Source organism: Bacteroides sp. OF04-15BH, from assembly GCF_003477995.1.
Lineage (GTDB): Bacteria > Bacteroidota > Bacteroidia > Bacteroidales > Bacteroidaceae > Paraprevotella.
Genome location: NZ_QUEM01000007.1, coordinates 67,794 through 93,431 on the forward strand (window position 1 = coordinate 67,794; position 25,638 = coordinate 93,431).

The window sequence follows — 25,638 nt, forward strand, 5'->3', positions numbered from 1 at the left end:
TAATTCCTCCTTCATTTTGTGGCGATTATGGGTTAGTGTTCCGGTTCAGGTATCTGCTCTGGTAGAATGCCTGATCAATGCCGCGTTGCATGCGGTTGCTGTCAAAATGCCGGTAGCCCGACACTTCGCCGTTGATATACATGTTCCATACGACATTCAGTTTGCTGCCTTTTTCCTGGCGGGCGGTCAGGTCGACCATCTCTCCCAGCAGGGAGTTTTCCGAATAGCTGTAGCTGATGGGGAAACTGTAGTCCCAGCCCACCCAGTAGCTGCCCCAGTAATAAGGATCCCAATAGCCGGGGTATCCCCACCACCAATACGAAGGGTACGGATAGCTGGTAAAATAATGTGTGTCGAAGATATAGCTCAGTTGCAGACCCAAATCCGCTTCTTCCTTGCGGTCGGTGCGGTGATATCCTGCGCGTTCCATATTCAGCGCTACCCTTGAGATGATTTTTTCCGCTTCTGTTCCCTTCAGATATCTGGGTTCTTCCGCATCGTCGATGAGCAGGATGCTGTCGGCGATGAAATAGTTTTCATATCGTCCGGCCTCAAAGAAGGCATCCTTTTGCGTATACACAAGATATTCGTTGCTTTGTTCCGCCCAATCCGGCTCCTTCTGGCAGGAGATGAGAGCGGTGGTCAGGGCCAGTAGCCACAATGATGGTTTGTAATTCATAAGTTAATCGGTTTTTGTTCACGGCAAATATAAGGCTGCCTGCAGAAAAAGGAGAGGGTAAAGATGATAAAGCCTGAAAAGTCAGTTCTCAAGTGACTTTTCAGGCTAATGAATTGGTTTTTGAGATTCAAAAACTTCGTGTGTTACTGTGCGGTTGTTTCCAGCGGGAAGTTCTCAAAGTCGAAGAGTGGGGTAGAAAGGTAGCGTTCGCCGGTGTCCGGAAGGAGCACCACAATGTTTTTGTTTTCATATCCCGCTTCGGCGGCTACCTGAAGAGCGGCAAAGGTGGCGGCACCGGACGAAATACCGGTGAGCAGACCTTCGCGAAGAGACAGGAGTCGACCGGTGCGCAAGGCATCATTATCCGTAACACGAACAATGCGGTCAATGACGCTGCGGTCCAGAATGCTGGGGACGAAACCCGCTCCGATTCCCTGAATCTTGTGCGGTGCCGGCTGCTCCCCTGAAAGAACTGCCGAGGCATCCGGCTCTACGGCAATGATTTCGATGTTCGGGTTCAGCTCTTTCAGTCGGCGGCCCACTCCGGTGATGGTTCCGCCTGTGCCCACTCCGGCGATGAATACATCCACCTGTCCTTCGGTGTCGTTCCAGATCTCTTCTGCTGTTGTATGATAGTGTTTTGTCGGATTCGCTTGGTTCTCGAATTGCTGCAGCAGGACGGCATTTTCCAGAGTGGCAGCCAGCTCCTGTGCTTTTGCGATGGCTCCCTTCATGCCCTGTGCGCCGGGTGTGAGCACCAGTTCGGCCCCTCGGGCACGCAGCAGGTTGCGGCGTTCGATGCTCATGGTTTCGGGCATGGTCAGTATGGCGCGGTATCCCTTGGCGCGTGCAATCCAGGCCAGTCCGATGCCGGTATTGCCGCTTGTCGGTTCCACGATGATGCTTCCGGGTTTCAGGATGCCTCTCTGTTCGGCATCTTCAATCATGCCCAGGGCAATGCGGTCTTTCACACTGCCGCCCGGGTTCAGATATTCCAGTTTGGCCAGGATATTGGCTTTTGCGTGTGCGTCTTCAGTCAGCTTTTGCAGCATGACCAGGGGAGTATTACCGATCAGGTCGGTAAGTTGTCTGTTTATTCTTTTCATAATCTGAGCTTTTTATTGTTACTTTGCAAAGGTATGGGGAAAGCCGCAGGCCGGCAATACCCTTTTTATGGGATATTTGAAATGAAACAGATTATGACGACTTTGGAGAGACTGAAACGATATTTGAACCGGGAGAAACTTTATCAGATTATATTTGAGTCGGATACGTATGCCGGGCGTCTGTTCGACACGGTGCTCATCATTGCCATTCTGCTCAGTGTGTTGGCTGCCATCATCGAGAGTCTGCCCTTTGTGAGTGAGGGCTGGCGTCTGGCCTTGCAGGTATTTGAGTACGTGTCCACCTTCTTCTTTACGGTGGAATATATATTGCGCATTTATGTGTCCAACAAGCCGCGGAGCTATATTTTCAGCTTTTTCGGCATTGTGGATTTGCTGGCCACCTTGCCGCTCTATCTGGCCTTTTTCTTTCCTTCCGTGCGCTATGTGCTGATTATCCGTGCTTTCCGTCTGATTCGGGTGTTCCGTGTGTTCAAGCTCTTTAATTACTGGACAGAAGGAAACCTGCTTTTGCGCTCGGTGCAGAAAAGCATGCGCAAGATATTCGTGTTTTTCCTGTTTGTGCTGATTCTGGTCATTTCAATCGGTACCATTATGTATATGGTGGAGGGAGACCATCCGGAATCCGGCTTTACGGATATTCCGACCAGTATCTATTGGGCCATTGTGACGCTGACCACAGTGGGCTACGGCGACATCACTCCCCTCACGGCTGTGGGACGCTTCATTTCGGGAGTGGTGATGCTGTTGGGTTATACCATTATTGCCGTGCCTACCGGCATTGTTTCCGTAACCTTGATGGACGAGCAGAAAAAGGCTGGCGGCACCTGTCCGAATTGCGGTCGCCCGCTGGATTTTGATGCCCGATACTGCAAGTATTGTGGCACCAAAGTAATGTCTGAAGAATCGAACGAGGAAAGCAGGCAAAATTAAAAAATCCCGGAAACAGTCTGCTGTTTAGAAATTTCTTTGTAAATTTGCGCAATTTTTAAAATAAGTTTTGAAATGAAAAAGTTTTTATTAATTGCCGTACTGGCTGTTTTGGGTGCCGTTTCTGCCAAGGCACAGGTAAGATTGGGAGGTGAAGTTTCCGTTTGGTACAACAACGACACAGAGAATACCTCTTATGCTTTTATGCCGGAAATCGGTTATAAGCTGAACGATCGTTGGGAGGTAGGTACTGAAATCGGTTTTACCGGTCATTCTAACCAGAGCGGTCTGAACTTCAAGATGGCTCCTTTTGCCCGTTACACCTTCCTGAGAGCCGGTATGTTCTCAATGTTTGGCGAGGGCGGTTTTGCTGTGGCTACTTCTAAGCACCGCGATACAGCTTTCAACATCGGTTTGCGTCCGGGTATTGATGTAGAGCTTTCTGAGCACTGGAGTCTGGAAGCACATCTGGGTTTCCTGGGATTTGCTACCAATAAAGATGGAATTGCCGGAATGCAGGAGTCAGGTTTTGGCTTTGATTTTGCCAACGGAACCTCTTTCGGTCTGATCTATCAGTTCTAAAAAACGAAGAGAATTGAATGTAATAGACACACGCTGGTGTGGAAACGAAGTGCCCCTTGTAAGTTGCTTTTGAACTTACAGGGGGCACTTTCTTTTGGTGGTTTCCCGAGTTTCTTCGGGAGTCTTGTTTTTCCGGACTTTACTTGCCGCTTCCGGAGCGTGGAAATTTCATCAGGATGATTGGTTCGGTTCATTGAGATGATTTTTTCATTTCATTGGGATGCTTTTTCCGAAACATCACCAGTACAGAATGCTCCGGCACTTTTCCCCGAAGAAACAGTCGGAGGGTCTTTTTCTGTTTATGCGGCATCGACAAAAAATCGAGCCCCTTCCTCACTCGGTGTCCGAGGCAGAAGGGGCTCGTTTTGTTCTTGCTAGCTCAGGAAGGAGATCAGCACTCCGGCAGCTACTGCCGAACCGATCACACCCGAGATATTGGAAGCCATGCAGTAGTTGAGCACATGGTTCTTCGGATCATATTTGGTGGCAATCTCGTTGCACACACGGCTGGCCATCGGCACAGCACTCAGACCGGTGGCACCGATCAGCGGATTGATTTTCTTCTTGCTGAACAGGTTGAATATCTTCACCATCATGATACCAGAGGCGATAGAGAGGGCAAAAGCCAGGAATCCGCCTACGACAATACCGATGGTCTGCATGTTCAGGAAGGCATCATAAGTCATCGTAGCACCCACACACAGTCCCAGGAAGATGGTGGCGGTGTTCATGATGGAGTTGGAGGCCGCGTCAAACAGACGGCTGGTATCCGCTCCGATTTCCTTCAGCAGGTTTCCGAACATCAGCATACCGATAAGCGGTACGGCTGTAGGTACGAAGAGCGCCACAATCGTAGTCACGGCTATCGGGAAGATAATCTTCAGCGTGCTCATGTTCTTGATTTCATTTTTCGAAGGATGCAGCTTCTCCTGTTCCTTCATATTGATCATCAGTTCCTTCTTGCTGCAGGTCAGTTTCACCACCAACGGGATGATTACAGGCACCAGCGCCATATACGAATAGGCGGCGATGGCAATCGGACCGAGCAGATGCGGGGCCAGCTTGATGGTGGTAAAGATGGCGGTCGGACCGTCGGCACCACCGATGATACCCAATGAAGCGGCTTCCTTAGGCGTGAAGCCCATCAGGATGGCTACCAGCAGCACGCAGAAGATACCGAACTGTGCGGCGGCACCGAAAATAGACAGGCGCAGATTGCGCAGCATCGGACCGAAATCGGTCAGCGCACCCACACCCATGAAGATAATCGGCGGCAGGAATCCGGTTTTGATGAGCATGTAGTAGAGGAAGTTCATCAGTCCGAATTCGTGGGCAATCTGGTGCAGCGGCATGTCCCAGATGAGGCGGCGCGTATTGTCGGAACACAGGACATAACCTTCGGAGTCGGCTTGAATCACTCCCATGCCGCCTCCCGGAAAGTTGGCCAGCAACACTCCGAATGCGATGGGAATGAGCAGCAACGGTTCATATTTCTTAACGATGCCCAGATAGAGCAGGATAAATGCCAGGGCATACATGACCAGGATTCCGGGCTCCAGAGCCAGATTGCTGAAGGCCGTCATCTGGTACAGCTTTTCTAAAATCTCATATATTTGGTCCATATCACTTTCTTGCTATCTTCATGATTACATCGTCTTCTTCTACACTGTCGCCGGAGTTGACCACAATGGCGGTGATGACTCCGTCAAATTCGGCACGGATGGCATTGTAGGTCTTCATGGCCTCAATGTAGCCGATGATGTCGCCTTTCTGCACGGCATCGCCCACATTCTTCGGAGTCTCCTGCGCGTTCTTCACGCGGTAGAACTTGCCTTCCAGCGGAGCGGCAATATCTTCGCCTTCGCCGGCAGGGGCTGCCGGAGCGGCTGTTGCCTGAGCCGGAGCTGCGGCTGCCGCATCGGCACCATAGGCCACTTCCACCTGATAGCGCTGTCCGTTGAGGGTGAGGGTGAGCGTCTTGGGCAGTTCTGCCGGAGCGGCGGCAGAGCCCTGATGCTGCTCTTCGCGTTTCTTTTGCAGGTCTGCCAGGAAGTTTTCCTTGGCTTTTCCGCTCTTGTAGGCCTCATACTGCGACGGGTGCATGGCATATTCGAAGAGTTCCTCGTCGTCCTGTCCGGTTTCCCAGCCTTTTTCCTTCATCAGCTGGCGGTATTTGTCCAGTTCGTCCGGATAGTTGCTCTGCGGATCGCTGGTCATGAACACGCGTCCCTGTTCTTTGGCCAGAGCCACGATTTCCGGAGCCACTTCGCCCGGCAGTTTGCCGGCCTTGCCCAGAATCATGTCCCAGATGTCGTCGGCAATCATGCTCCAGCGTTCCTTGCCTTTCTCCAGTTGCATCACATTCATCAGAGCCAGGTTCTTGACATACTGGCTGAACGGAGTCACCAGGCAAGGGTATCCCAACTTAGGCCAGATATAGGCCACCTCGTCGAACAGCTTGATGAGCAGGTCGTCCTGAGTCAGTTCCGGCTGGTTGTGCTTTGCTTTCCATTTGTTGATGCTTTCCAGATTGGTCTCCAGATCGGCCATCAGGGAGCCCATCATACCGCCCGGCAGTCCCGGAGCAATCAGCAATGAGTTGTTCAGTCGGTTCAGCGGGTTGCAATAGAAGCCCAGGAAGTCGTCCATCATTTCCTGAATCTGTGAGCGCACTTCCATATAGGCGGCCATATTGATTTCCTTCACTTCAAATCCGGCATCCTTCAGCATGGCCTGCACGGCGATGATGTCGGCATGACCGGTACCCCACGACAGCGGAGCCACAGCGGTGTCGATATAGTCACAACCGTTTTTGCAGACCTCCAGAATGGAAGCCATATTGAAGCCCGGTCCGGCATGAGAGTGATACTGGATGACGATATCCGGCTTGTAAGCCTTGATTCCGGCGCAGATTTTTCCCAGAGTGACGGGACGTCCGATTCCGGCCATGTCTTTCAGACAGATTTCGTCACAGCCGGCATCAATCAGCTGCTTGGCCATGTTTACATAATAATCTACCGTGTGCACCGGTGAATGGGTGATACAAAGACAGCATTGTGAAATCATGCCCGCAGCATGGGCGTAGCCGATACTCGGGATGATATTGCGCACGTCATTCAGTCCGCAGAAGGTGCGGGTGATGTCTGTGCCCTGTGCTTTCTTGACTTTATAGAAGAGCTGGCGCACGTCGGCCGGTACGGGGCTCATGCGCAGTCCGTTCAGGGCGCGGTCCAGCATGTGAGTCTGAATGCCGGCTTCGTGGAACGGGCGGGTCCATTCGCGCACCGCCTTGTTCGGATTCTCGCCGAACAGAAGGTTCACCTGCTCAAAGCCTCCGCCGTTGGTTTCCACACGGTCAAAGCAGCCCATGCGGATGATGGCCGGAGCCACCTTAACCAGTTGGTCTACTCGGGGTACGTATTTTCCGGCACTCTGCCACATATCTCTGAATACGAGACTGAATTTTATTTCTTTTTTCATGATTGTTTAGGTCTGTTGTTGATAATCAGCTGTAAACGCTGAAGGGTTAGGGTAATTTCTTGATTTGGGTCACATGGCCTTTTCCTCCGGTCAGTTCCTTGATGGCCAGCTGGATGACAGCCTGGGTAGTGGCATCGGCTTCAGGAGCCTGGGCGGGTCGTGGGGGCGAGACGGGAGGAGCCTCCTTTGCATTTGCGTTGGTGTAATTTACGAGTAATTTGCCTAATCCGATGATGATATAAAGGATTAGAAATACGGTTGCCATGCCCACAACCATGAGTTGCAGGGCCAGATAAATGTTTTCCGTGTTCATAAGCTTTGTTTTTTTATGGTATTGTTTGTAAGATCGATTTAATGGGAAACCGGTCATGCGAATATAGCACTTTTTTTTCTCTTCCGGCCCTTCTTAATACTTTTTTGTACACTGTTCACCTTTATTCGCGTGCGGCTTCGATGTGGATTCCGGCCCCTTCGCTGTCTGCTCCCATCGGCGGGTTCTCCTTGATGATTTCCAAGGTGATGTTCTCTACCTCCGGATAGCTGCTGAAGATATGTTCCAGAATTCTTCCTCCCACATGCTCAATGAGTTGCGAGGGCGTTTCCATCTCTGTGCGCACGATGTCGAACAGGTCGGCATAGCTCACCGTGTCGGTCAGTTCATCGGTTTGAAGCGCATGAACGAAGTTTACTCGGGCTTCCAGATTGACATAAAAGTTGGCTCCCGTGTAGCGTTCCTGCTCCAATACTCCGTGATGGGCAAAGAAACGGGCTTTTTTGATAAAGATTTTGGTCTGATTGATTTTCATTGTGATTCTTTGTAAGGAATTAATAATAAAACCGCCTCTTTGCCAGAGCCGCGGACAGGAGTGCGGCTTCCGGCAAAGAGGCGGTTATCTGGTTTTCTTATATATCGTTTTCGGGGGAATACTATCCGCAGCGTGAAGTACCGCAATACTTGCAGATGAGGCAGCCTTCCTGATAGATCAGCGTCTCATGACCGCAGTTCGGACATTTCTGTCCTTTGGCCTCGGTACCGTCGGTGATGTATTTCTTCAGCGCGCGCTCCACACCGTTTTTCCAGGTGTTGATGCTTTCGCTTTCCAGTTGCAGGGAACCGACCAGACGGATTACGTGTTCCAAAGGCATGCGGTAACGCAACACTCCGGAAATCAGTTTGGCATAGTTCCAATATTCCTTGTTGAATTTCTCAGAGAGACCTTCAACCGTAGTTTTGTAACCTTTCTTGTTCTCGAACTGGAAGTCGTAGCGCTTGGTGCCGTCCTCGCATACATTTTTGATGATGCGTCCCTTGGTGACACTCTTAGGCAATACGATACCCTCGTCGTCGTCCTGAAGTCCGGTAAAGATTTCATAAGGCTGACCGTCGAGCAGTCCGATGAAAGCCACCCATTTTTCCTTGTTGTTCTGGAAGCGTACCACATCACATTCCAGTGATTTCGGGCGCACTTCGGTAACGGTGGGGTGTTCGAAGACCTTCGGCTGTTCCGGCTTGTCGCTTTTCTTCTTCACGGAGATCATCACTCCGGCACGAGAGCCGTCACGGTAGATGGTGCATCCCTTGCAGCCGGAGCGCCATGCCTCTACATACAACCGGTTCACCAACGCCTCGTCTACGTGGTTCGGCAGGTTTACGGTCACACTGATAGAGTGGTCTACCCATTTCTGGATGGCACCCTGCATCTGCACCTTCATCAGCCAGTCCACATCGTTGGCTGTAGCCTTATAATAAGGTGACTTGGCTACCAGTTCATCAATTTCTTCCTGAGTATATTTCTTTTGTGTGTCGTAACCGTTCACTTCCATCCAGGTCATGAACTTGTGGTGATACACGATATATTCCTCAAAAGCATCTCCCGTTTCGTCCACAAAGTCAATGTGCACTTCCGGATCGTTCGGGTTCACTTTTCTGCGGCGCTTGTAAATCGGCATGAATACCGGCTCGATGCCCGAAGTGGTCTGGGTCATCAGACTGGTGGTTCCGGTTGGAGCGATGGTGAGACACGCAATGTTGCGGCGTCCGTATTTCGCCATGTCGTTATACAGTTCCATGTCCGCATCCTTAATGCGGTTGATGAACGGATTGTTCTTTTCACGCTCGGCACTGTAAATCGGGAAGGCACCTCTTTCCTTGGCCATCTGGACAGAAGAACGGTAAGCTTCCAAAGCTACGGTCTTGTGTACCTGTACCGAGAAGTCAGTAGCCTCCTGGGTTCCGTATCTCAGGTTCAGGGCAGCGAGCATATCACCCTCGGCTGTGATTCCCACACCGGTGCGTCGGCCCATGCCGCTCTTCTTGTAAATCTTCTCCCAAAGGTGCTTTTCGGTCTCTTTCACCTCATCCGATTCCGGATCGGCCTTGATCTTTTGCTGTATGGCTTCAATCTTCTCCAGCTCCAGATCGATGATATCGTCCATGATGCGCTGCGCTGTGCGTACGTGCTTCTTGAACAGTTCAAAATCGAAATAGGCATCCGGAGTAAACGGATTGACTACGTAAGAGTATAAATTGATGGCCAGCAGACGGCAACTGTCGTAAGGACAGAGAGGAATCTCACCACAAGGGTTGGTACTTACGGTGCGGAATCCCAGGTCTGCATAGCAGTCAGGAACAGATTCACGCAGGATGGTGTCCCAGAACAACACGCCCGGTTCAGCTGATTTCCAGGCATTGTGCACAATCTTCTCCCACAAAGCCTTGGCCTGAATCTCCTTGTGATATAAAGGCTGGTCAGAATCAATCGGGAACTGCTGGATGTAAGTCTGGTCAGTTGTCGCTGCCTCCATGAAGGCATCGTCCAGTTTCACCGAGATGTTGGCGCCGGTAACCTTGCCTTCGGTCATCTTGGCGTCGATGAAGGCTTCTGCATCCGGGTGTTTGATGCTTACAGACAACATCAAGGCACCGCGTCGGCCGTCCTGAGCCACCTCACGGGTTGAATTGCTGTAGCGTTCCATGAAAGGAACCAGACCGGTTGAAGTTAGAGCCGAATTCTTTACAGGAGAGCCCTTCGGACGGATGTGTGACAGGTCGTGTCCTACACCGCCGCGTCGTTTCATCAACTGCACCTGCTCTTCGTCGATACGGATAATGCCGCCGTATGAATCCGCCTTGCCTTCCAGTCCGATAACAAAGCAGTTGGACAGGGAAGCAATCTGATAATCGTTTCCGATTCCGGTCATTGGGCTTCCGGCCGGTACGATATATTTGAAATGGTCGAGCAATTCAAATATATCCCGGGCTTTCATATTATTGGGATACTTGGCTTCGATGCGTGCGATCTCATTGGCCAAACGCCAATGCATGTCGGTTGGAGTCTGCTCATAAATATTGCCATAAGAATCTTTCATGGCATATTTATTCACCCACACTCTTGCGGCCAGTTCATCTCCCTTGAAGTATTTCAGGGTTGCCTCAAAAGCTTCATCATAGGAATAAGTCTGTTTTTCCACGTCTAGTATTTTTAATTATTTTTGCATTTGTAGTTTCTAGCCTTGTATAAGCGTGAATGAATCGTAGAATTGTGTTCTAAAAGCAGTGCAAAGCTACGCATGTTTTCCCATATATCAAAATAAAAAGTAGTTAAAAAACGGTTTCGAGAAAAGTTAGTTGTCAGTTTTTGAATATTATTCATCTGATAATTAAATGATTATGTTTTTCAAAAATTCGAAAAGTTATCCAAAAAGAAAATTCAATGATATAAATTGAATAACACTCGCATTTTTTTTGTATCTTTGTTCAACCAACAAAAAAATGAAGGAATTATGGATTTTCTGAATAACAGACGCTCTATTCGTCGCTATAAAACCGATGATATTTCGGATGAATTGTTAAATAGTCTTTTGCTTCAGGCCGAGCGCACCCAAACAATGGGTAACATGCAATTATACAGTGTTGTGGTGACCCGTTCGAAAGAAATGAAGGAGGCTTTGGCGCCGGTTCACTTCAATCAGCCTATGGTTACCGGAGCTCCTGTAGTGCTTACTTTCTGTGCCGATTTCAACCGTACGGTCAAGTGGTGCTCCTTCCGCGATGCCAATAGCGGATATGATAATCTGCTTTCGCTGATGAATGCCGTGAGCGATACCTTGCTCTATACGCAGACCTTCTCTTGTCTGGCTGAAGAGGCAGGGCTGGGACTCTGTTATTTGGGAACAACCTTGTATAACGCCGGTCAGATTATCGACTTGCTGAAGCTTCCGAAACTGGTATTGCCGGTGGCTACACTGACTGTGGGATATCCCGATGAATGCCCTCCTATGACCGACCGTCTGCCTTTGGTGGCCCTGATTCACCAGGAGCATTATCACGATTATGACGAGCAGGCTATCAATGAATTTTATCAGACAAAAGAAAGCCTGCCGGAGAACCAGGAATTTGTAAAAGTCAACCAGAAGCAGACTTTGGCACAAGTCTTTGCCGAGGTGCGTTACAATAAGGCCGACAATGAAGCCATCAGCGGCGTTTTGCTTGAAACGCTCAAGAAACAGGGCTTCTTGAAATAAACTCTATTGAGATATAAAGATACAAAAAAACACCGTTGAATGGAAGTTCAACGGTGTTTTTTTTATTTGCTGCTTTGAAGCATTCTTTCAATTTCTTCTACCTTGCTCTTGAAGTTCTTGTCCACATGAATGCGGTCTGCTACCAGATTGCAGGAGTGGAGTACCGTGGCATGATTGCGTTTGCCGATGAGTGCTCCAATCTTTGACGAAGACAAGTCGGTATGTTTCTGAGCCAGATACATGGCGATTTGTCTTACCTGCACCACATTCTGTTTGCGGCTCTTGGTAAAGATCTCGCTTTGGTTCATCTTGAAATATCCGCATACGTTTTCCAGAATCAGGTCTACGGTGATCGGTTTCTTCTCGAACTTCACGGCACGTTTGACAATCTGTTCTGCCAGATTCATGTCCACTTCGCGATTGTATACCACAGAATAGGCCATCAGAGAGTTGATGATACCTTCCAGGTCGCGCACGCTTTCATTGACGTTTTCTGCAATGAAGTCGATGACAGCCTCCGGAATGGACAGACCGTCGCGGTGGATTTTGCTTTTCAGAATGTCCTTTCTCAGTTCCTTGTTCGGCTTTTCCAACTCAGCCACCAGACCCCATTTGAATCGGGTGAGCAGTCGTTCTTCCATTCCCTGCAGGGCTACCGGAGGACGGTCGGAAGTCAGAATCAGCTGGCGTCCGTTCTGGTGCAGATGGTTGAAAATGTGGAAAAAGGTATTCTGAGTCTTTGTTAGGCTGGCAAACTCCTGCACATCATCAATAATCAGCACATCAATAGTTTGATAGAAATTGATGAAGTCGTTGACGGTATTTTTGCGCACAGAATCCGTGTATTGCACCTGAAACAGATGTGCCGACAGGTACAGAACTCTTTTCTGAGGATACAGTTCTTTGATTTTGGTACCGATGGCATTGACCAGATGAGTCTTTCCCACACCCGATGCTCCGTAAAGAAACAGCGGGTTGAAGGTGGTCTGTTTCGGATGTTCGGCAATAGCCTGGCCTACCGAGCGCGGCAGCTTGTTGCTGATACCCTCGATAAAGTTCTCAAAGTTATAGTTTGGATTCAGTTGCGGATCCAAGTCCTGCGGCAGAGTAGCCTGCATCGGATTCGGTGCCTTATTGCCGTTTGTAATCGGGCGCCCTACCGGTACGGATACAGGACGGGTAGTAGCTTCCAGATCAACCGTAAGATTGTTGGTCTTGTCAGCTTCAATACGGTACATCAATTTTACCCCTTCACCGAAAACCCTATGCAGTACGTTGTGAAGGAGTTTAACGTAATGTTCTTCCAAATATTCATAGACAAAAGAACTAGGTACCTGAATGGTCAGAGTCTTGTCCTCATAGCTCATACAGGTAATTGGTGTAAACCAGGTTTTAAACTGGAGTTCGCTTACATTGTCGTGAATAATTTGAAGACAACGTTCCCATTGCGTTTGAAGAGAACTAGTCATTCAATTAAGTTCTTGCTTTTAAAATTCTACTATCATTCAATACTTATACTCTACAAAGGTCGGAATATTCTCTGAAATTACCAAATATATTTGGGGGTCTGAGCATTCTTTTTTTATAAAATGCTTGTTTCCAGTGTTTAGTTTCAGCGTTAAAAAAAATAATCTGTTTTTCTGAGGGGGGATAAAAAAAAGACGCATGGTTTTTAGCAGGCCATGCGTCTTGATATGGTTTGATTTTACTTGTCTTTTCTTCCGAAGATGGAGAAGTGCACATAACGTTTCGGATGTGCCTTCAAATCGCGCAGCAGACTGTCTGCACTGCCGATGGTAGTGTTGATATTGCCATAGAGGGCCGTATCGTTGAGCAGCAGACCGATGCTGTTGTCGGTGCGGTTCAGCTTTTCAGTGGCCAGTTGCAGATTGTTCATGGTGGTGTCCACTTTTGTCAGTGTTCCTTCCAGGTTGAGTGCGTTCACTTTGTCTGTCAGCTGGATGACGTGGTCACCTACAGCCGTAAACTTGTTGGTCATGCCGGGAATGTCTTTCCGGAGCACTTTGTTCAGGTCCTGGGTACTCTGATTCAGATTGGCCGTCAATTGATTGGTGTTGGCCAGAATCTTGGCAATGTTCGGATCAGACACGATGCGGTTCAGGGCAGATACCAGTGAATCGACGGTATTCAGGGTTTTCTCCACTTTCGGTATCATGGTGGCCGCCTGGTCCATCAGACCCAAGTTCTCGGTTCCGATGATGGTGTCTCCCGGTTCGAAACGTTCTCTCGGATTGTTGGCCAGCAGCAGGTTCAGATTGCATCCGCCCAGCATTTCCGATACCAGTTCGGCCGAGCTGCCTTTGGGGATTCTCATCTGGTCGTCAACCTGAATCTCTACGATGACATGACCGTTCTTGTTGTAGTTGTAGAAGATTTCGCGAACAATACCGATGTTGTATCCGTCGGCATACACCGGGCTGGACTTGGCCAATCCCTTTACGTTACTGAATTCGATATAGTAGAAATTGCTGGACTTGAACAGATTGATTCCTTTCAGGAAGTTTATTCCCAAAAAGAGCAGGGCCAAGGCCACGATTCCGGCTATTCCGATTTTTACTTCTTTTGATAGACTTTTCATACTTAGTATTTTAATTTCTTTTCATTTTCAATGCTTCTGCCAAAGGAATTTTCCGGCTGTTGTGAAAGGCAATTACAAAAGCGCCCGGAAATTTTTCCTCCACTTCTTCCTTTCTTTTCACCGCTTCCCGATAAATGGGAGTGCTTCCGCAGGTGTATTTATAGATATCATTTTCCTTGAAAACCTCAATGTCTGCTATTCCCTTGAAGTGCGAACTGTTGACATGCAACTGCCGGTTGCTGGTGAGTATCTGCACTTTGAACAGGATGGTGTCGGCCATAGCCTGCTGGGGTTCTGCCGGAGCCGGCAGGGGCAGGGGAGCCGGTACCGTATCTGCAGAAAGGCTTATTGCTGTTTCCGCTACGTGGGTCACCACTGAATCTGCTTTTGCCGTGGTGTCGGGAACTGCAATGGCAGCAGCCAAGGCTGTTGCTGCAACAGGCAATGTGTCTTTGCGGACCGTTTCCTGGGCTGTTTGCAGCGGAGCCGCCTTGCGCATTTGCTTGCTCTTGTACTGGCTGAAGGCGTTGTAAAGGCTTTGCGCCAGTTGGTTGATGCCTTGTGCCGAGTTCAGATATCGTTCTTCGTCCGGTGTGGTGATATATCCCAACTCTACCAGCACGCTGGGCATGGTTGTGGCGCGCAGTACCAGAAACCCCGCCTGGTGCACGCCGCGGTCCGCTCTTTTGGCTGTGCTTTTGAATTCCTTCTGAATGTTCCGGGCCAGAGCCACACTCTGCTCCATGTACTTGTCCTGCATGAGTTCAAAGATAATGTAGCTTTCGGCCGAGCGAGGGTCAAAGCCCTCATACCGTGTCTGATAGTCATCTTCCACGAGGATTACCGAGTTCTCCCGTTTGGCCACATCCAGATTTTCCTGTGCGCGGGCCATACCCATTGTGTATGTTTCTGTTCCTCGCGCTATTTTCTTGCCGGGCATGGCATTCGTGTGTATGGAGATAAACAGGTCGGCTTTTGCCTTGTTGGCTATCTGGGCCCGTTTGTCCAGCGGGATGAACACATCCGTTTTCCGGGTATAGAGCACCCGGGTATCCGGGCAATTGTTTTCAATCAGTTTTCCCAGCGCCAGAGCCACAGAAAGGTTGATGTTCTTCTCTCTGGAAATCCGTCCTACGGCTCCCGGGTCTCTTCCACCGTGTCCGGCATCGAGCACAACCGTGAAGTTTTTGGTGGCCGGAGCATTTTCAGCATGTGTCCGTTCGGGCACGGAAAAGAGCGCTATGAAAATGATTATCAGTGAAAAGATATGTTTGCTCATTTTGCTTCTTTTCGTGCAAAAATAATAAGTTTTTTTGATATTTGAATTCTTTTCGTCATTCAAATCTGCTCTAATGAGCAATATTATAGATTAATAACAGAATGCGAAAAGAGGGGCAGGTTGTCTTTTTCGAGCAGCAGCAGACTTTTTTTCCGTTCTGCTCCGCCCCGGTAATTGCCTGCTGTGCCGTTTTTGTTCACGATGCGGTGGCAGGGGATAATCAGATTGATGGGGTTGTTGCTGCATGCCGTTCCCACCGCGCGGCAGGCCTGAGGATGACCGCTTTGCTGTGCCAGTTCCTGATAACTTAGGGTAGTGCCGTAAGGAACCTGCGCCAGTGCCTGCCACACCGCTTTCTGAAAGTCAGTGCCCCGCAGCAGGCAGGGGATGGAAAAACGGGTCAGTTCCTTGCGGAAGTAAGCCTTGATTTCCGCTTCGGTTTGGGCCAGCAGGTCTGTTTTCCGGCAGCAACCCTCAAAGACCGTTTCGCCCCACAGCAGTGCGGTGAGCCGTTGCTCCTCTTCGAGAGCCGTAAGTTTCCCAAGGGGAGTCTCTATGCAGAAGAAATATTTCATGGATTGTTTTTCGATTTCAGGGAATAAACGGGAAATAGCCTGTTCCGTTCTGAAACAGGCTATTTATATATAGGAGTTTGTGTTTTGCTTAAATCAGGGTCATGCCGGCTTCCTGACATTCCTTTCTCATGGCTTCCGGCCAGATGCTTGACTGGGTTTCACCCACGTGAGCCTTGTGCAGCAATACCATGCACAGACGGCTCTGACCGATGCCGCCACCTACAGACAGAGGCAGAGAGCCTTCGAGCAGGCGCTTGTGGAAATAAAGTTCCTTACGGTCTTCCTTGCCGCTTTCCTTCAGCTGTTTTTCCAAAGCAGCCTTGTCCACACGGATACCCATAGAAGACAACTCCACGGCGCGGTTCAGTACCGGATACCAGATCATCAGGTCACCGTTCAGACCCGGCAGTCCGTTTTCGGCAATGGTAGAGTAGTCGTCATAGTCCGGTGCGCGCAGGTCGTGCTCCTTGCCGTCGCCCAGCTTGCAGCCGATACCGATGATGAACACGGCACCATATTCCTTACAGATGGCGTCTTCGCGCTCTTTGGCAGTCAGGTTCGGATATTTCTGACGCAACTCTTCTGCATGGATAAAATGAATCTCTTCCGGCAGGTAAGGCTTCAGTTGCGGATAAGTTTCGCAGATGAAGAACTCGGTGCGCAGGATTGCAGAATAGATGCGGTAAACGATTTTCTTCAGATATTTCAGGGTGCGCTGCTCCGGAGTGACTACACGCTCCCAGTCCCACTGGTCCACATAAAGAGAGTGCAGGTTGCCCATTTCCTCGTCGGCGCGCACGGCGTTCATGTCGGTAATGATACCGTAACCCGGCTGCACCTCATATTCTGCCAGAGTGACACGCTTCCATTTGGCCAGAGAGTGTACCACTTCGGCTTTGGCATCCTGCATGTCCTTGATCGGGAAAGTCACCGGACGCTCCACGCCATTCAGGTCGTCATTCATACCCAAACCTTTGAGTACGAAAAGAGGAGCCGTAACGCGGCGCAGGCGCAGTTCTGTAGAGATGCTGCTGAGGAAAAAGTCCTTTATCTTTTTGATGGCCAGTTCTGTTTGCTGTAAGTCCAGAACCGCTTTATAATTTTCAGGTTTTATTAAATAGCTCATTTTGCTTTGTTTTTTATATTATTGCTTTCTATTTGCGATGCAAAGATAAGTGATTTTATTAAAATGACAATGATAAAACAAAAATAAATGTCTATATGATTATCACACTTTAGCCAAATTTGCAAAAGACTATTGCAGCATAAAATATTTTTGCTTATTTTTGCAATGAAATAAGGCTCCGTAGCTTAGCTGTATAGAGCGTCAGATTCCGGTTCTGAAGGTCGAGGGTTAGAATCCCTCCGGAGTCACTACAAAGGGAGGTGTCCACAAGGGCGCTTCCCTTTTTGTTTTTCTTCGTTACTTTCCGCTTTTCGTTTGTTTTGTTTTTCATGTTCCCGTCATTTTACTTGCCCGTCAGTAATAGATTACCGAGCCGTCAGTAATTGATTACTGACGGGCGGATAATTTAGGGAGAATATCTTCGGGATTAGGGAATGAGCCGTTGGGAGAGGGGCTGTTGGCTATGATTTCTTGATCGGAAATCTAAAAAATGCCATACAAATTTGGGATTGGCTGTCGGATTTTCTAATTTTACACATTAAATAATTGATTCTATAAATATATAATTAAAGTATTGATATGGAAATACTGGATCGTTTTTTGAAATACGTTCGTTTCGACACTCAGTCGGACGAGCAGTCGGGAGTTTGTCCCAGCACCGCCAAGCAGATGGTTTTTGCCGAATATCTCAAGAAAGAGCTTGAAGAAATCGGATTGGAAGAGATTACGCTCGATGAGCACGGTTATCTGTTTGCTACCTTGCCGGCCAATACTGATGCCGAAGTGCCGGTGGTAGGTTTCATCGCTCACATGGATACTTCACCCGACTATTCCGGTAAGGATGTGAATCCGCGCATTGTGACGGCATACGATGGAGGAGACATCGTGCTGTCGGAAGAACGGGGTATTGTCACTTCACCCAAGAAGTTCCCCGAACTGTTGAACCATGTAGGCGAGGATCTGGTGGTGACCGACGGAACAACCCTGCTGGGTGCCGACGATAAGGCCGGTATTGCCGAAATCGTATCGGCTATGGTTTACCTGAAACAGCATCCTGAAATCAAGCACGGAAAGATTCGTGTGGGATTCAACCCCGATGAGGAGATCGGAATGGGTGCTCATCTGTTCGACGTGGAGAAGTTCGGTTGCGACTGGGCTTACACCATGGACGGCGGAGAAGTGGGCGAACTGGAGTTTGAGAACTTCAATGCCGCTTCGGCTCATGTCACCGTAAAGGGACTGAACGTACATCCGGGATATGCCAAGAACAAGATGATCAACTCCAATTATATTGCCGCTGAGTTTGTGCGCAGCATGCCGCTGCTCGAAACTCCGGAGCAGACCGACGGTTACGAAGGCTTCTTCCATCTGATGTCTATGCAGGGCACCGTGGAGAAAACGGAACTGACTTATATCATCCGCGACCACGACCGCAAACGCTTTGAGGAGCGCAAACAGTATGTTCAGAAACTTGTGGAGCAGTTCAACAAGAAGTATGGCGAGGGCACGGTAATCGCTGAAGTTTCTGACCAGTATTACAATATGCGCGAGGTGGTAGAGCCAAGCATGCACATCATTGATGTGGCCCAGCAGGCCATGCAGGATTGCGGCATTCCTTGCGAGGTAAAGGCCATCCGTGGTGGTACTGACGGAGCCCAGTTGTCGTTCAAGGGACTTCCTTGTCCGAATATCTTTGCGGGAGGACTGAATTTCCACGGACGTCATGAGTTCATTCCGGTGGCCAGTCTGACCAAAGCCATGAACACCATTGTGCGCATCTGCGAACTGGTGCCAACCTTAGATATCAAGAAATAATCAACACAAACTATAAAAGCGAATCGGGAAAGCTCGTTCTTTCCCGATTTTTATTCTTATGAACCATCTTCCTGATTTGATAAAAGACTTGGCGCTGATTCTTGCCGTAGCAGGAATCGTGGCGCTGATTTTCAAACGTCTCAAGCAACCCTTGGTGCTGGGATACATTGTGGCCGGATTTCTGGCCGGTCCGCATCTGGTGTGGGTGCCCACCATACGCGACATCAACGATGTGCAGGTGTGGGCCGACATCGGTGTGATCGTATTGCTTTTCTCTCTGGGACTGGAGTTCAGTTTCAAGAAGATTGTGCGGATGGGAGGCGCACCGATTATAGCCGTCAGTGTGATTATCTTTGCCATGATGCTGTTGGGCTCAGCAGTTGGTTCGCTGTTCGGATGGGCGCGTATGGACTGTATCTATCTGGGTGGTATGCTGGCCATGTCGTCTACGACTATCATTTACAAGGCCTTTCAGGATTTGAATCTGCTGTCGCAACGGTTCACCGGCATGGTGCTCAGTGTGCTGATTCTTGAAGATGTGCTGGCTATTGTGTTGATGGTGGTGCTGTCCACTTTGGCCTTGAAGAACAGTATTGTGGGCGAGGATATGCTGGGCAGTATGTTTAAGCTGGTGTTTTTCCTGATCGTGTGGTTCGTCATCGGTTTGTATCTCATTCCCACCTTTCTGCGCAAGAATCGCAAGTGGATTAACGATGAGATTCTGCTGATCGTGTCGTTGGCGTTCTGTTTCGGTATGGCTGTGTTGGCTGTAAAGAGTGGTTACAGTGCCGCTTTCGGAGCTTTTGTTGTAGGTTCCATCCTGGCCGAGACGGTTGAAGCGGAGCATATCGGCAAGTTGGTTTCGCCTATCAAGGATTTGTTCGGTGCCATCTTCTTCGTGTCTGTCGGTATGCTGGTTGAACCGCAGGTACTGGCCGATTACGCCTGGCCGATTGCCGCCATTGTCTGTACCATTATTCTGGGTCAGGCCATTTTCGGAACTATCGGTTATCTGGTTTCCGGACAGACGTTTCGCGATGCCTTACGCTGCGGTTTGAGTATGACGCAGATCGGAGAATTTGCCTTTATCATCGCCTCCTTGGGTTTGTCTTTGGGAGTGATCAGCAAGTTCCTGTATCCGGTTGTGGTTGCCGTTTCAGTCATCACCACCTTTACCACACCTTATATGATCCGTCTGGCCGATCCGCTTTATCGGGTACTTATCAAATTCATTCCGCTTTCCTGGCAGGAGTTTTTCACACAGAATGTGTCTTCCAGTGTGTCGCGGGTGAACCATGACAGCAACTGGCGACGTCTGTTGCTGGCTATTCTCAAGATGGTGTTGGTCTATGCCGTGCTGAGTACGGCGGTAATTGCCTTTTCGTTCGGTATCCTGCTGCCGCTGTTCCGGGCTCATCTGGGGCATTGGTGGGGAAATGCGCTGTGTGGAGTACTTACCTTGCTGTGCGTGTCTCCGTTCCTGCGGGCCATTATGGCCAAGAAAAACCACTCGGTAGAGTTCACAACCCTGTGGAACGAGAGTAAATACAACCGGGTGCCGTTGGCGTTTCTGATTCTGCTGCGTGTGTTGCTGGCCGTATCGTTTGTGTTCTACATAGCCCGCTATCTGATTCCTTTTGCCGATATCTGGCTTTTGGGAGCCGCCTTTGTCGTGGTAGTTGTCATGATTTTCTCGCGCCGTCTCAAACTGCAATCCATCAAGATGGAGCAGTCCTTCAAGCACAATCTGCGCAGTCGCGAGGAGTTTCAGCGCCGTCATTCCGACAATCTGCCTCGTTATGCCCGGCATCTGCTGTCGCAGAATCTGCATTTGTCTGTGTGTCAGCTGCCCGAGCATTCGTTGTGGGGCGGAAAGAAACTTTCGGAATTGAATCTGGCGCATAAGTATGGCATTCATGTGGCTTCGATTATTCGTGGAGAGCGCCATATCAATGTGCCCAACGGAGATGATGTTCTGTTTCCGGGCGACCGGTTACAGGTGATCGGTTCCGATGCCCAACTGATGCGTTTCAATAAGATTCTGGCCGAACAGGTGTATGTATTGCCGGAGTATGACAGTGCTTGCGATATGGTGATGCGCAAACTTTATATCGACGCCGGTTCGCCGTTCTTGGGTAAGAGTATAAAAAACAGTGATATCAGAGACCGATATCACTGTATGGTAGTGGGATGGGAAAGTGCTGAGGGAGTGTTGGAGCGCCCGGATCCCGACCGTACCTTCGAAGAAGGCGATCTGCTGTGGATTGTCGGGGAGCAGGAATCGCTCAAACAACTGCTCTAATAGGGATTTTCCGGAAATGAAGGTCAGGCGTTGTCTTCATCGTCCTGATCTTCATCATCATCCCAAAGATCTTCAAAATCACCAAAGAATTCGGGAGTGGTAAATTCCTCCAGGCTTCGGCGGTCTTTCTTGGTGGGGCGTCCGGTACCTCGGGCACGGTCCACAAAACCGCTGATTTTGCTCATTTCCAGAATTTCATACTGTTCCGGAGGAGTTACGTTTTCCAAAACATCGGGCACCAGTTTGGCACCTACTCTTTTTTCAATGGCCTGCTTGACCCGGAAAGAGAACGTGACGGGGCTTTTGCGCACCTCGATCACATCGCCTTCCTTGATCATGCGCGAAGGTTTTATCTGGCTTCCCTTGATGGACACCTGGCCCTTCTTGCAGGCAGCGGCAGCCATGGAGCGGGTTTTGAATATTCGTGCGGCCCACAGCCATTTGTCTATTCTCGCTTCCATGCCGACAACTATTTTTTGTTGAATTGGTTCATGGTGATATTGATTCCGGCCAGACAGAAACTCTTGATCATTTCTCCGGCCAGTTCAATACGTTCTTTCAGTTTTTCCTGCTCTTCGGGGCTGAATTTTCCCAGCACGAAGTCCACCTGGCCTCCTTTGGGGAAATCATTGCCAATGCCGAAGCGCAAGCGCGGATAAGCCTGGGTGCCCAAGGTGGCGGCGATGTGCTTCAGACCGTTATGGCCGGCATCGCTTCCCGACGGTTTCATGCGCAGGGCTCCCAATGGCAGAGCCAGATCATCAACGATAATCAGTGTTCTTTCCACCGGAATGTTTTCCTTGTTCATCCAGTATCGTACGGCGTTTCCGCTCAGGTTCATATAGGTAGAGGGCTTGAGCAGGATGAGTTGCTGTCCCTTGACCGACATGGAGCCTACGAATCCGTAGCGCTTATCCTCAAAAATGACATTGGACGCCTTAGCTAAGGCGTCCAATACACTGAATCCTATGTTGTGGCGCGTTCCATCGTACTCACTTCCGATGTTACCGAGCCCTACAATCAAGTATTTCATTCAGAGAATGTTTCAGGATTACTTCTTCTGAGCGGCAGCAGCAGCCATAGCGCTACGAGTCATCTTAACCTGGCATACTACAACCTCTGAGCTGTTCATCAACTCCATACCCTCGAAGTTCAACTCACCAACCTTGATAGTCTTACCCAGACCCAGGTGAGATACGTTGATAACCAGACGCTCTGGAATGTTAGTGTAAACAGCCTTAACTTTCAGCTTACGTACGTTAGCAACCAGCTTACCACCGGCCTTAACACCTTCTGCCAGACCTTCCAGCTTGATAGGTACTTCCATAACGATAGGCTTCTGATCTGTGATTTCGTAGAAGTCAACGTGCATTACGTTGTCCTTTACAGGGTGGAACTGGATTTCCTTCAGGATAGCCTTGCACTCCTTACCGTCGATGTTCAGGTTTACAGAGTAGATATCCGGGCTGTAGATCAAGTTACGCAACTCGTCGTTAGTAGCTGTGAAAGACAGTGCCAATGGCTTTCCGTCCTCAGTCTTAGCCTCACCATACAAGTTACATGGAACTGCGTTTGCCTTACGAATCTCGCGAGCTGCCTTCTTACCCAGGTCAGTTCTTACGGTACCTTTTACGTTAATTTCTTTCATAATAAAATGTGTTACTCTAAATTAAGTGATTAATTTGCTTAATTCGCCATCACACGATGCGGTGCATCTGAATGTATGTGCTAAAAAGCGCGGCAAAATTACAGATAAATATTCGGTTTGCCAAGCTTTTTAGTTGTTTTTTGACACTTTTTGTGTTTGCTTGCTGCTCCTAACCGGTCTTTTATGCGCGAATGCTGAGACCGTTTCGGAAAATCCGGAGAGAATACTGTCTTAGAATTTGATATCAAAGTTCAGGTCGTTTTCCGTCGGATCCTGCTCTCTTACCGCCACTCCCTGCTCCTTTTGAATGAAATTCACGGCGTCATTGAGTGCGTGGATGAAATTGTCAAAATCTTCGCGGTACAGGAATATCTTGTGCTTTTCAAAATTTACCTGCATATCTTCGTTGCTTCCCGATACAATTTTTTTGCTTTCGGTGATGGCGAGGAACATCTCATCCTTCCGGTTTTTCTTCACATCAATATAGTAGATGCGTTTCCCGGCTTTGATGGTCTGGGAATATACGATTTCCTTTTCTGCTTCTGTCATGTTTTTTTTATTCTCCTCCATAATCCAATCCCTTAATTGTTTGATTTGAGTTCAAAATTGCTGATATTTTTTAAAACTTCCAAAAAAAAAGAGAGAAACATACGTTTTTTTATGCAATTTCTCTACTTTTGTATTCCGATACTGAAACATATAATTGTATGATTAATAGAGAAATCATTCGTTTGAAGGTAGTTCAGATAGTTTATGCTTATTATCAGAACGGCGGAAAGAATGTGGATGTAGCTGAAAAAGAGCTGTTTTTCAGCCTCTCCAAGGCTTACGACCTGTATAACTATCTTTTACTGCTGATGGTAGAAATCAATCGCATCGCGATGCGAAGTGTAGAAACGGCACAGAATCGTTACAACCGTACTCATGAAGGTGAGGCGCCAAGCACGAAGTTTATCGACAACCGTTTCGCATTACAGCTTGAAGCCAATGAGCAACTCAAGGAGTTCCAGGAGAACCAGAAGAAAAGCTGGGCCGATGAAGAGACCTTTGTTCGCTCTTTATATAAGAAAATCACCGAGACTGATTATTATAAGGAGTATATGGCTGCTGAGACATCGTCTTATGCAGAAGACCGTGAGCTCTGGAGAAAAATATACAAGAACATCATTTGCAATAACGAAGAGCTGGATAGCCTGCTCGAGGATATGAGCCTCTATTGGAATGATGATAAGTTTATTGTAGACACCTTTGTCCTGAAAACCATCAAGCGTTTTGAGGAAAGCAACGGTGCCGCTCAGGAATTGTTGCCGGAATTTAAAGACGATGAGGACAAGGAGTTTGCTCATAAACTGTTCCGCAGCACTTTGCTCAATGCCGAGTACTATCGCGGACTGATTTCCGAGAACACCAAGAACTGGGAGTTTAAACGTATTGCCCAGATGGATTTGGTGATTATGCAGATTGCTTTGGCCGAAATCCTCAGCTTCCCGCAGATTCCTTTAAGCGTGTCCATCAACGAGTATGTAAATGTGGCTAAGGTTTACAGCACCCCGAAAAGTGGTGGCTATATCAATGGTCTGCTGGATGCGATTGCCAAGAAACTGATTGCACAAAAGAAACTCATTAACAAATAAAACTAAAAACCTGTATCCATGAATTTAATGACAGTAGTGCTGAACGCACAGGGTGGCGGTTATGAAATGCTGATCATGATGGTGGTTATTTTTGCCATTATGTATTTCTTTATGATTCGTCCGCAACAGAAAAAACAGAAAGAAATCCAGAACTTCAGAAACAGTCTGGCCGTAGGTCAGGATATTGTTACTGCCGGAGGTATCTACGGTAAGATCAAAGAGGTGAATGATGCCGACAATACCGTAATGATTGAAGTGGCTTCCGGAGTGAAGATAAAGGTGAGCAAGAATTCTGTATATGCCAATATCGAATCCACTGTACCGGGTGGTAAATAATAATGAAGGGAAATACAACTCGAAAAAGAATTATCATAAAGATCAAGGACTTCCTGTTAGGCAGAAAAAATAGGGAGTTCTTGATTTTTTTGTTTTTTTTCGCCTTGTCTGCCGTATTCTGGCTGTTGCAGACGCTGAATGAAACCTTCGAAACGGAGGTGGTGGTTCCGCTGAAACTGAATAATGTGCCCAGCAACCTGATCATTACTTCCGATTTGCCCGATGAACTGCATGTGACGGTTCAGGATAAGGGAAGCATTCTGATGAAGTACCTTTATGGCCAGCCTTTGACTCCGGTGACTGTGGATTATAAGAACTATGATTTCGGAGGAATGGCCGGAAGAGTACAGGTGCAGGAGGCGGAGGTGAGACGTGCCATTGCCGCTCAGCTGTTTTCTTCAACCAGAATTCAAAGTATCAAGCCCGATACGCTGGAGTTCTTCTACAATCGTGGTCTGAAGAAGAAAGTGCCGGTGCTGATTAGTGGCGTTATTGAGCCGGCCCAGCAATATTATCTGCGTCATGTCGTAGCCAAGCCGGACTCTGTAGTTGTTTTTGCACCTTCGTCTATTCTGGATACCTTGCAGGCTGCTTACACTCAGAACTTTTATCAGGCCGGACTCGTGGAGAGCAAGAATTTGCAGATTCCTGTCCGTCCGATAAGGGGAGCCAAGTTTATTCCTGATGTGCTCGATGTGCAGATTGATGTGGATATCTATACCGAAAAGACGGTAGAGGTACCCATTGTAGGAGTGAATTTCCCGGCCGACAAGGATTTGCGGACCTTCCCTTCAAAGGTGAAGGTGACGTTCAAGGTCGGTTCCAAGAGCTATAAATCAATTACGGCAGACGATTTCGTGTTGGTTATCTCTTACGAGGAACTGATTAACAACGAGTCTTCGAAGATACCATTGCATTTGAAGAGTATTCCGGAAGGTGTCTCTTCTGTGCGAATTCATCCTTCGGAAGTCGACTATTTGTTGGAACAGACAAGCGGAGAATAGA

At 48.5% G+C, this 25,638-nt stretch carries 24 protein-coding genes and 1 tRNA gene; 9 read left to right on the top strand and 16 right to left on the bottom strand.

Annotation, left to right across the window (positions count from 1 at the left end):
* Nucleotides 1-25: 25 nt before the first annotated feature.
* Entirely contained in the window at nt 26-679 is a 654-nt protein-coding gene (locus tag DXA74_RS04645) for a DUF4136 domain-containing protein (RefSeq protein WP_118525660.1), read from the bottom strand.
* Nucleotides 680-822: 143 nt separating this feature from the next.
* On the bottom strand, nt 823-1,785 hold the full coding sequence (cysK, locus tag DXA74_RS04650) for a cysteine synthase A (protein ID WP_118525661.1): 963 nt from the start codon (nt 1,783-1,785) through the stop codon (nt 823-825).
* A 93-nt stretch (nt 1,786-1,878) separates the two neighbouring features.
* Between cysK and DXA74_RS04655 the strand changes: the two genes are divergently transcribed.
* Nucleotides 1,879-2,736, top strand: coding sequence for an ion transporter (locus tag DXA74_RS04655; RefSeq protein WP_118525662.1), 858 nt, complete (start codon nt 1,879-1,881; stop codon nt 2,734-2,736).
* 72 nt (nt 2,737-2,808) lie between these two features.
* On the top strand, nt 2,809-3,315 hold the full coding sequence (locus tag DXA74_RS04660; protein WP_118525663.1) for an outer membrane beta-barrel protein: 507 nt from the start codon (nt 2,809-2,811) through the stop codon (nt 3,313-3,315).
* A 374-nt stretch (nt 3,316-3,689) separates the two neighbouring features.
* Here the strand turns inward: DXA74_RS04660 and DXA74_RS04670 are convergent, their stop codons facing one another.
* The 5 genes from DXA74_RS04670 to DXA74_RS04690 form a co-directional block, all read right to left on the bottom strand.
* Entirely contained in the window at nt 3,690-4,937 is a 1,248-nt protein-coding gene (locus DXA74_RS04670) for a sodium ion-translocating decarboxylase subunit beta (protein ID WP_370448487.1), read from the bottom strand.
* A gap of 1 nt (nt 4,938) precedes the next feature.
* Entirely contained in the window at nt 4,939-6,795 is a 1,857-nt protein-coding gene (locus tag DXA74_RS04675) for a biotin/lipoyl-containing protein (RefSeq protein WP_118525665.1), read from the bottom strand.
* A 46-nt stretch (nt 6,796-6,841) separates the two neighbouring features.
* Entirely contained in the window at nt 6,842-7,108 is a 267-nt protein-coding gene (locus tag DXA74_RS04680; RefSeq protein ID WP_118525713.1) for an OadG family protein, read from the bottom strand.
* Nucleotides 7,109-7,229: 121 nt separating this feature from the next.
* Nucleotides 7,230-7,601 (bottom strand): dihydroneopterin aldolase, encoded by a 372-nt coding sequence (gene folB, locus DXA74_RS04685; protein ID WP_118525666.1) that lies wholly within the window; start codon nt 7,599-7,601, stop codon nt 7,230-7,232.
* A gap of 121 nt (nt 7,602-7,722) precedes the next feature.
* Complete coding sequence (locus DXA74_RS04690) at nt 7,723-10,266, bottom strand: adenosylcobalamin-dependent ribonucleoside-diphosphate reductase (RefSeq protein ID WP_118525667.1); 2,544 nt, start codon at nt 10,264-10,266, stop codon at nt 7,723-7,725.
* A 312-nt stretch (nt 10,267-10,578) separates the two neighbouring features.
* On the opposite strand from DXA74_RS04690, the gene DXA74_RS04695 reads away from it, so the two are divergent.
* On the top strand, nt 10,579-11,319 hold the full coding sequence (locus DXA74_RS04695) for a nitroreductase family protein (protein WP_118525714.1): 741 nt from the start codon (nt 10,579-10,581) through the stop codon (nt 11,317-11,319).
* Nucleotides 11,320-11,381: 62 nt separating this feature from the next.
* Here DXA74_RS04695 and dnaA read toward each other — a convergent pair whose 3' ends face one another.
* The 5 genes from dnaA to asnA all read right to left on the bottom strand — a co-directional run bounded on the left by dnaA (nt 11,382) and on the right by asnA (nt 16,898).
* A complete protein-coding gene (gene dnaA / locus DXA74_RS04700) occupies nt 11,382-12,788 on the bottom strand; it encodes a chromosomal replication initiator protein DnaA (protein WP_118525668.1) in 1,407 nt (468 codons plus the stop codon).
* A gap of 236 nt (nt 12,789-13,024) precedes the next feature.
* Nucleotides 13,025-13,918: an MlaD family protein gene (locus tag DXA74_RS04705; RefSeq protein ID WP_118525669.1), complete on the bottom strand. Its 894-nt coding sequence runs from the start codon at nt 13,916-13,918 to the stop codon at nt 13,025-13,027.
* A gap of 10 nt (nt 13,919-13,928) precedes the next feature.
* Nucleotides 13,929-15,197, bottom strand: coding sequence for an N-acetylmuramoyl-L-alanine amidase (locus DXA74_RS04710; protein WP_118525670.1), 1,269 nt, complete (start codon nt 15,195-15,197; stop codon nt 13,929-13,931).
* 83 nt (nt 15,198-15,280) lie between these two features.
* The gene (locus DXA74_RS04715) at nt 15,281-15,772 is read right to left on the bottom strand and encodes a methylated-DNA--[protein]-cysteine S-methyltransferase (protein ID WP_118525671.1); all 492 of its coding nucleotides are present in this window, start codon (nt 15,770-15,772) and stop codon (nt 15,281-15,283) included.
* An 88-nt stretch (nt 15,773-15,860) separates the two neighbouring features.
* On the bottom strand, nt 15,861-16,898 hold the full coding sequence (gene asnA, locus DXA74_RS04720; RefSeq protein WP_118525672.1) for an aspartate--ammonia ligase: 1,038 nt from the start codon (nt 16,896-16,898) through the stop codon (nt 15,861-15,863).
* Nucleotides 16,899-17,072: 174 nt separating this feature from the next.
* Between asnA and DXA74_RS04725 the strand changes: the two genes are divergently transcribed.
* The 3 genes from DXA74_RS04725 (at nt 17,073) to DXA74_RS04735 (ending at nt 21,015) form a co-directional block, all read left to right on the top strand.
* Nucleotides 17,073-17,146 (top strand) — tRNA-Arg (locus DXA74_RS04725).
* 331 nt (nt 17,147-17,477) lie between these two features.
* Nucleotides 17,478-18,713 carry a peptidase T gene (pepT, locus tag DXA74_RS04730; protein ID WP_118525673.1) on the top strand — a complete coding sequence of 412 codons (1,236 nt, stop codon included), beginning with the start codon at nt 17,478-17,480 and terminating at the stop codon, nt 18,711-18,713.
* A 58-nt stretch (nt 18,714-18,771) separates the two neighbouring features.
* Nucleotides 18,772-21,015, top strand: a complete 2,244-nt coding sequence (locus DXA74_RS04735) for a cation:proton antiporter (protein WP_118525674.1) — start codon at nt 18,772-18,774, stop codon at nt 21,013-21,015.
* Nucleotides 21,016-21,038: 23 nt separating this feature from the next.
* Here the strand turns inward: DXA74_RS04735 and DXA74_RS04740 are convergent, their stop codons facing one another.
* The 4 genes from DXA74_RS04740 to DXA74_RS04755 all read right to left on the bottom strand — a co-directional run bounded on the left by DXA74_RS04740 (nt 21,039) and on the right by DXA74_RS04755 (nt 23,233).
* Nucleotides 21,039-21,476 (bottom strand): RNA-binding S4 domain-containing protein, encoded by a 438-nt coding sequence (locus DXA74_RS04740; protein WP_118525675.1) that lies wholly within the window; start codon nt 21,474-21,476, stop codon nt 21,039-21,041.
* 8 nt (nt 21,477-21,484) lie between these two features.
* Entirely contained in the window at nt 21,485-22,048 is a 564-nt protein-coding gene (gene pth / locus DXA74_RS04745) for an aminoacyl-tRNA hydrolase (protein ID WP_118525676.1), read from the bottom strand.
* Nucleotides 22,049-22,066: 18 nt separating this feature from the next.
* Entirely contained in the window at nt 22,067-22,663 is a 597-nt protein-coding gene (locus DXA74_RS04750; RefSeq protein WP_118525677.1) for a 50S ribosomal protein L25/general stress protein Ctc, read from the bottom strand.
* A 231-nt stretch (nt 22,664-22,894) separates the two neighbouring features.
* Nucleotides 22,895-23,233 (bottom strand): DUF3276 family protein, encoded by a 339-nt coding sequence (locus DXA74_RS04755; protein WP_118525678.1) that lies wholly within the window; start codon nt 23,231-23,233, stop codon nt 22,895-22,897.
* 137 nt (nt 23,234-23,370) lie between these two features.
* Here DXA74_RS04755 and nusB point away from each other — a divergent pair, with 137 nt between their 5' ends.
* The 3 genes from nusB (at nt 23,371) to DXA74_RS04770 (ending at nt 25,637) form a co-directional block, all read left to right on the top strand.
* Entirely contained in the window at nt 23,371-24,297 is a 927-nt protein-coding gene (gene nusB / locus DXA74_RS04760; protein ID WP_118525679.1) for a transcription antitermination factor NusB, read from the top strand.
* Between the two features lie 18 nt (nt 24,298-24,315).
* Complete coding sequence (gene yajC / locus DXA74_RS04765) at nt 24,316-24,633, top strand: preprotein translocase subunit YajC (protein ID WP_118525680.1); 318 nt, start codon at nt 24,316-24,318, stop codon at nt 24,631-24,633.
* Between the two features lie 80 nt (nt 24,634-24,713).
* Nucleotides 24,714-25,637 carry a YbbR-like domain-containing protein gene (locus DXA74_RS04770; RefSeq protein WP_233550460.1) on the top strand — a complete coding sequence of 308 codons (924 nt, stop codon included), beginning with the start codon at nt 24,714-24,716 and terminating at the stop codon, nt 25,635-25,637.
* Nucleotide 25,638: the final 1 nt, after the last annotated feature.

Coding starts and splice junctions, on each gene's coding strand:
- DXA74_RS04645 (WP_118525660.1), bottom strand. CDS start 679: ATGAATTACAAACCATCATTGTGGCTACTGGCCCTGACCACCGCTCTC.
- cysK (WP_118525661.1), bottom strand. CDS start 1,785: ATGAAAAGAATAAACAGACAACTTACCGACCTGATCGGTAATACTCCC.
- DXA74_RS04655 (WP_118525662.1), top strand. CDS start 1,879: ATGACGACTTTGGAGAGACTGAAACGATATTTGAACCGGGAGAAACTT.
- DXA74_RS04660 (WP_118525663.1), top strand. CDS start 2,809: ATGAAAAAGTTTTTATTAATTGCCGTACTGGCTGTTTTGGGTGCCGTT.
- DXA74_RS04670 (WP_370448487.1), bottom strand. CDS start 4,937: ATGGACCAAATATATGAGATTTTAGAAAAGCTGTACCAGATGACGGCC.
- DXA74_RS04675 (WP_118525665.1), bottom strand. CDS start 6,795: ATGAAAAAAGAAATAAAATTCAGTCTCGTATTCAGAGATATGTGGCAG.
- DXA74_RS04680 (WP_118525713.1), bottom strand. CDS start 7,108: ATGAACACGGAAAACATTTATCTGGCCCTGCAACTCATGGTTGTGGGC.
- folB (WP_118525666.1), bottom strand. CDS start 7,601: ATGAAAATCAATCAGACCAAAATCTTTATCAAAAAAGCCCGTTTCTTT.
- DXA74_RS04695 (WP_118525714.1), top strand. CDS start 10,579: ATGGATTTTCTGAATAACAGACGCTCTATTCGTCGCTATAAAACCGAT.
- dnaA (WP_118525668.1), bottom strand. CDS start 12,788: ATGACTAGTTCTCTTCAAACGCAATGGGAACGTTGTCTTCAAATTATT.
- DXA74_RS04705 (WP_118525669.1), bottom strand. CDS start 13,918: ATGAAAAGTCTATCAAAAGAAGTAAAAATCGGAATAGCCGGAATCGTG.
- DXA74_RS04710 (WP_118525670.1), bottom strand. CDS start 15,197: ATGAGCAAACATATCTTTTCACTGATAATCATTTTCATAGCGCTCTTT.
- DXA74_RS04715 (WP_118525671.1), bottom strand. CDS start 15,772: ATGAAATATTTCTTCTGCATAGAGACTCCCCTTGGGAAACTTACGGCT.
- asnA (WP_118525672.1), bottom strand. CDS start 16,898: ATGAGCTATTTAATAAAACCTGAAAATTATAAAGCGGTTCTGGACTTA.
- pepT (WP_118525673.1), top strand. CDS start 17,478: ATGGAAATACTGGATCGTTTTTTGAAATACGTTCGTTTCGACACTCAG.
- DXA74_RS04735 (WP_118525674.1), top strand. CDS start 18,772: ATGAACCATCTTCCTGATTTGATAAAAGACTTGGCGCTGATTCTTGCC.
- DXA74_RS04740 (WP_118525675.1), bottom strand. CDS start 21,476: ATGGAAGCGAGAATAGACAAATGGCTGTGGGCCGCACGAATATTCAAA.
- pth (WP_118525676.1), bottom strand. CDS start 22,048: ATGAAATACTTGATTGTAGGGCTCGGTAACATCGGAAGTGAGTACGAT.
- DXA74_RS04750 (WP_118525677.1), bottom strand. CDS start 22,663: ATGAAAGAAATTAACGTAAAAGGTACCGTAAGAACTGACCTGGGTAAG.
- DXA74_RS04755 (WP_118525678.1), bottom strand. CDS start 23,233: ATGGAGGAGAATAAAAAAAACATGACAGAAGCAGAAAAGGAAATCGTA.
- nusB (WP_118525679.1), top strand. CDS start 23,371: ATGATTAATAGAGAAATCATTCGTTTGAAGGTAGTTCAGATAGTTTAT.
- yajC (WP_118525680.1), top strand. CDS start 24,316: ATGAATTTAATGACAGTAGTGCTGAACGCACAGGGTGGCGGTTATGAA.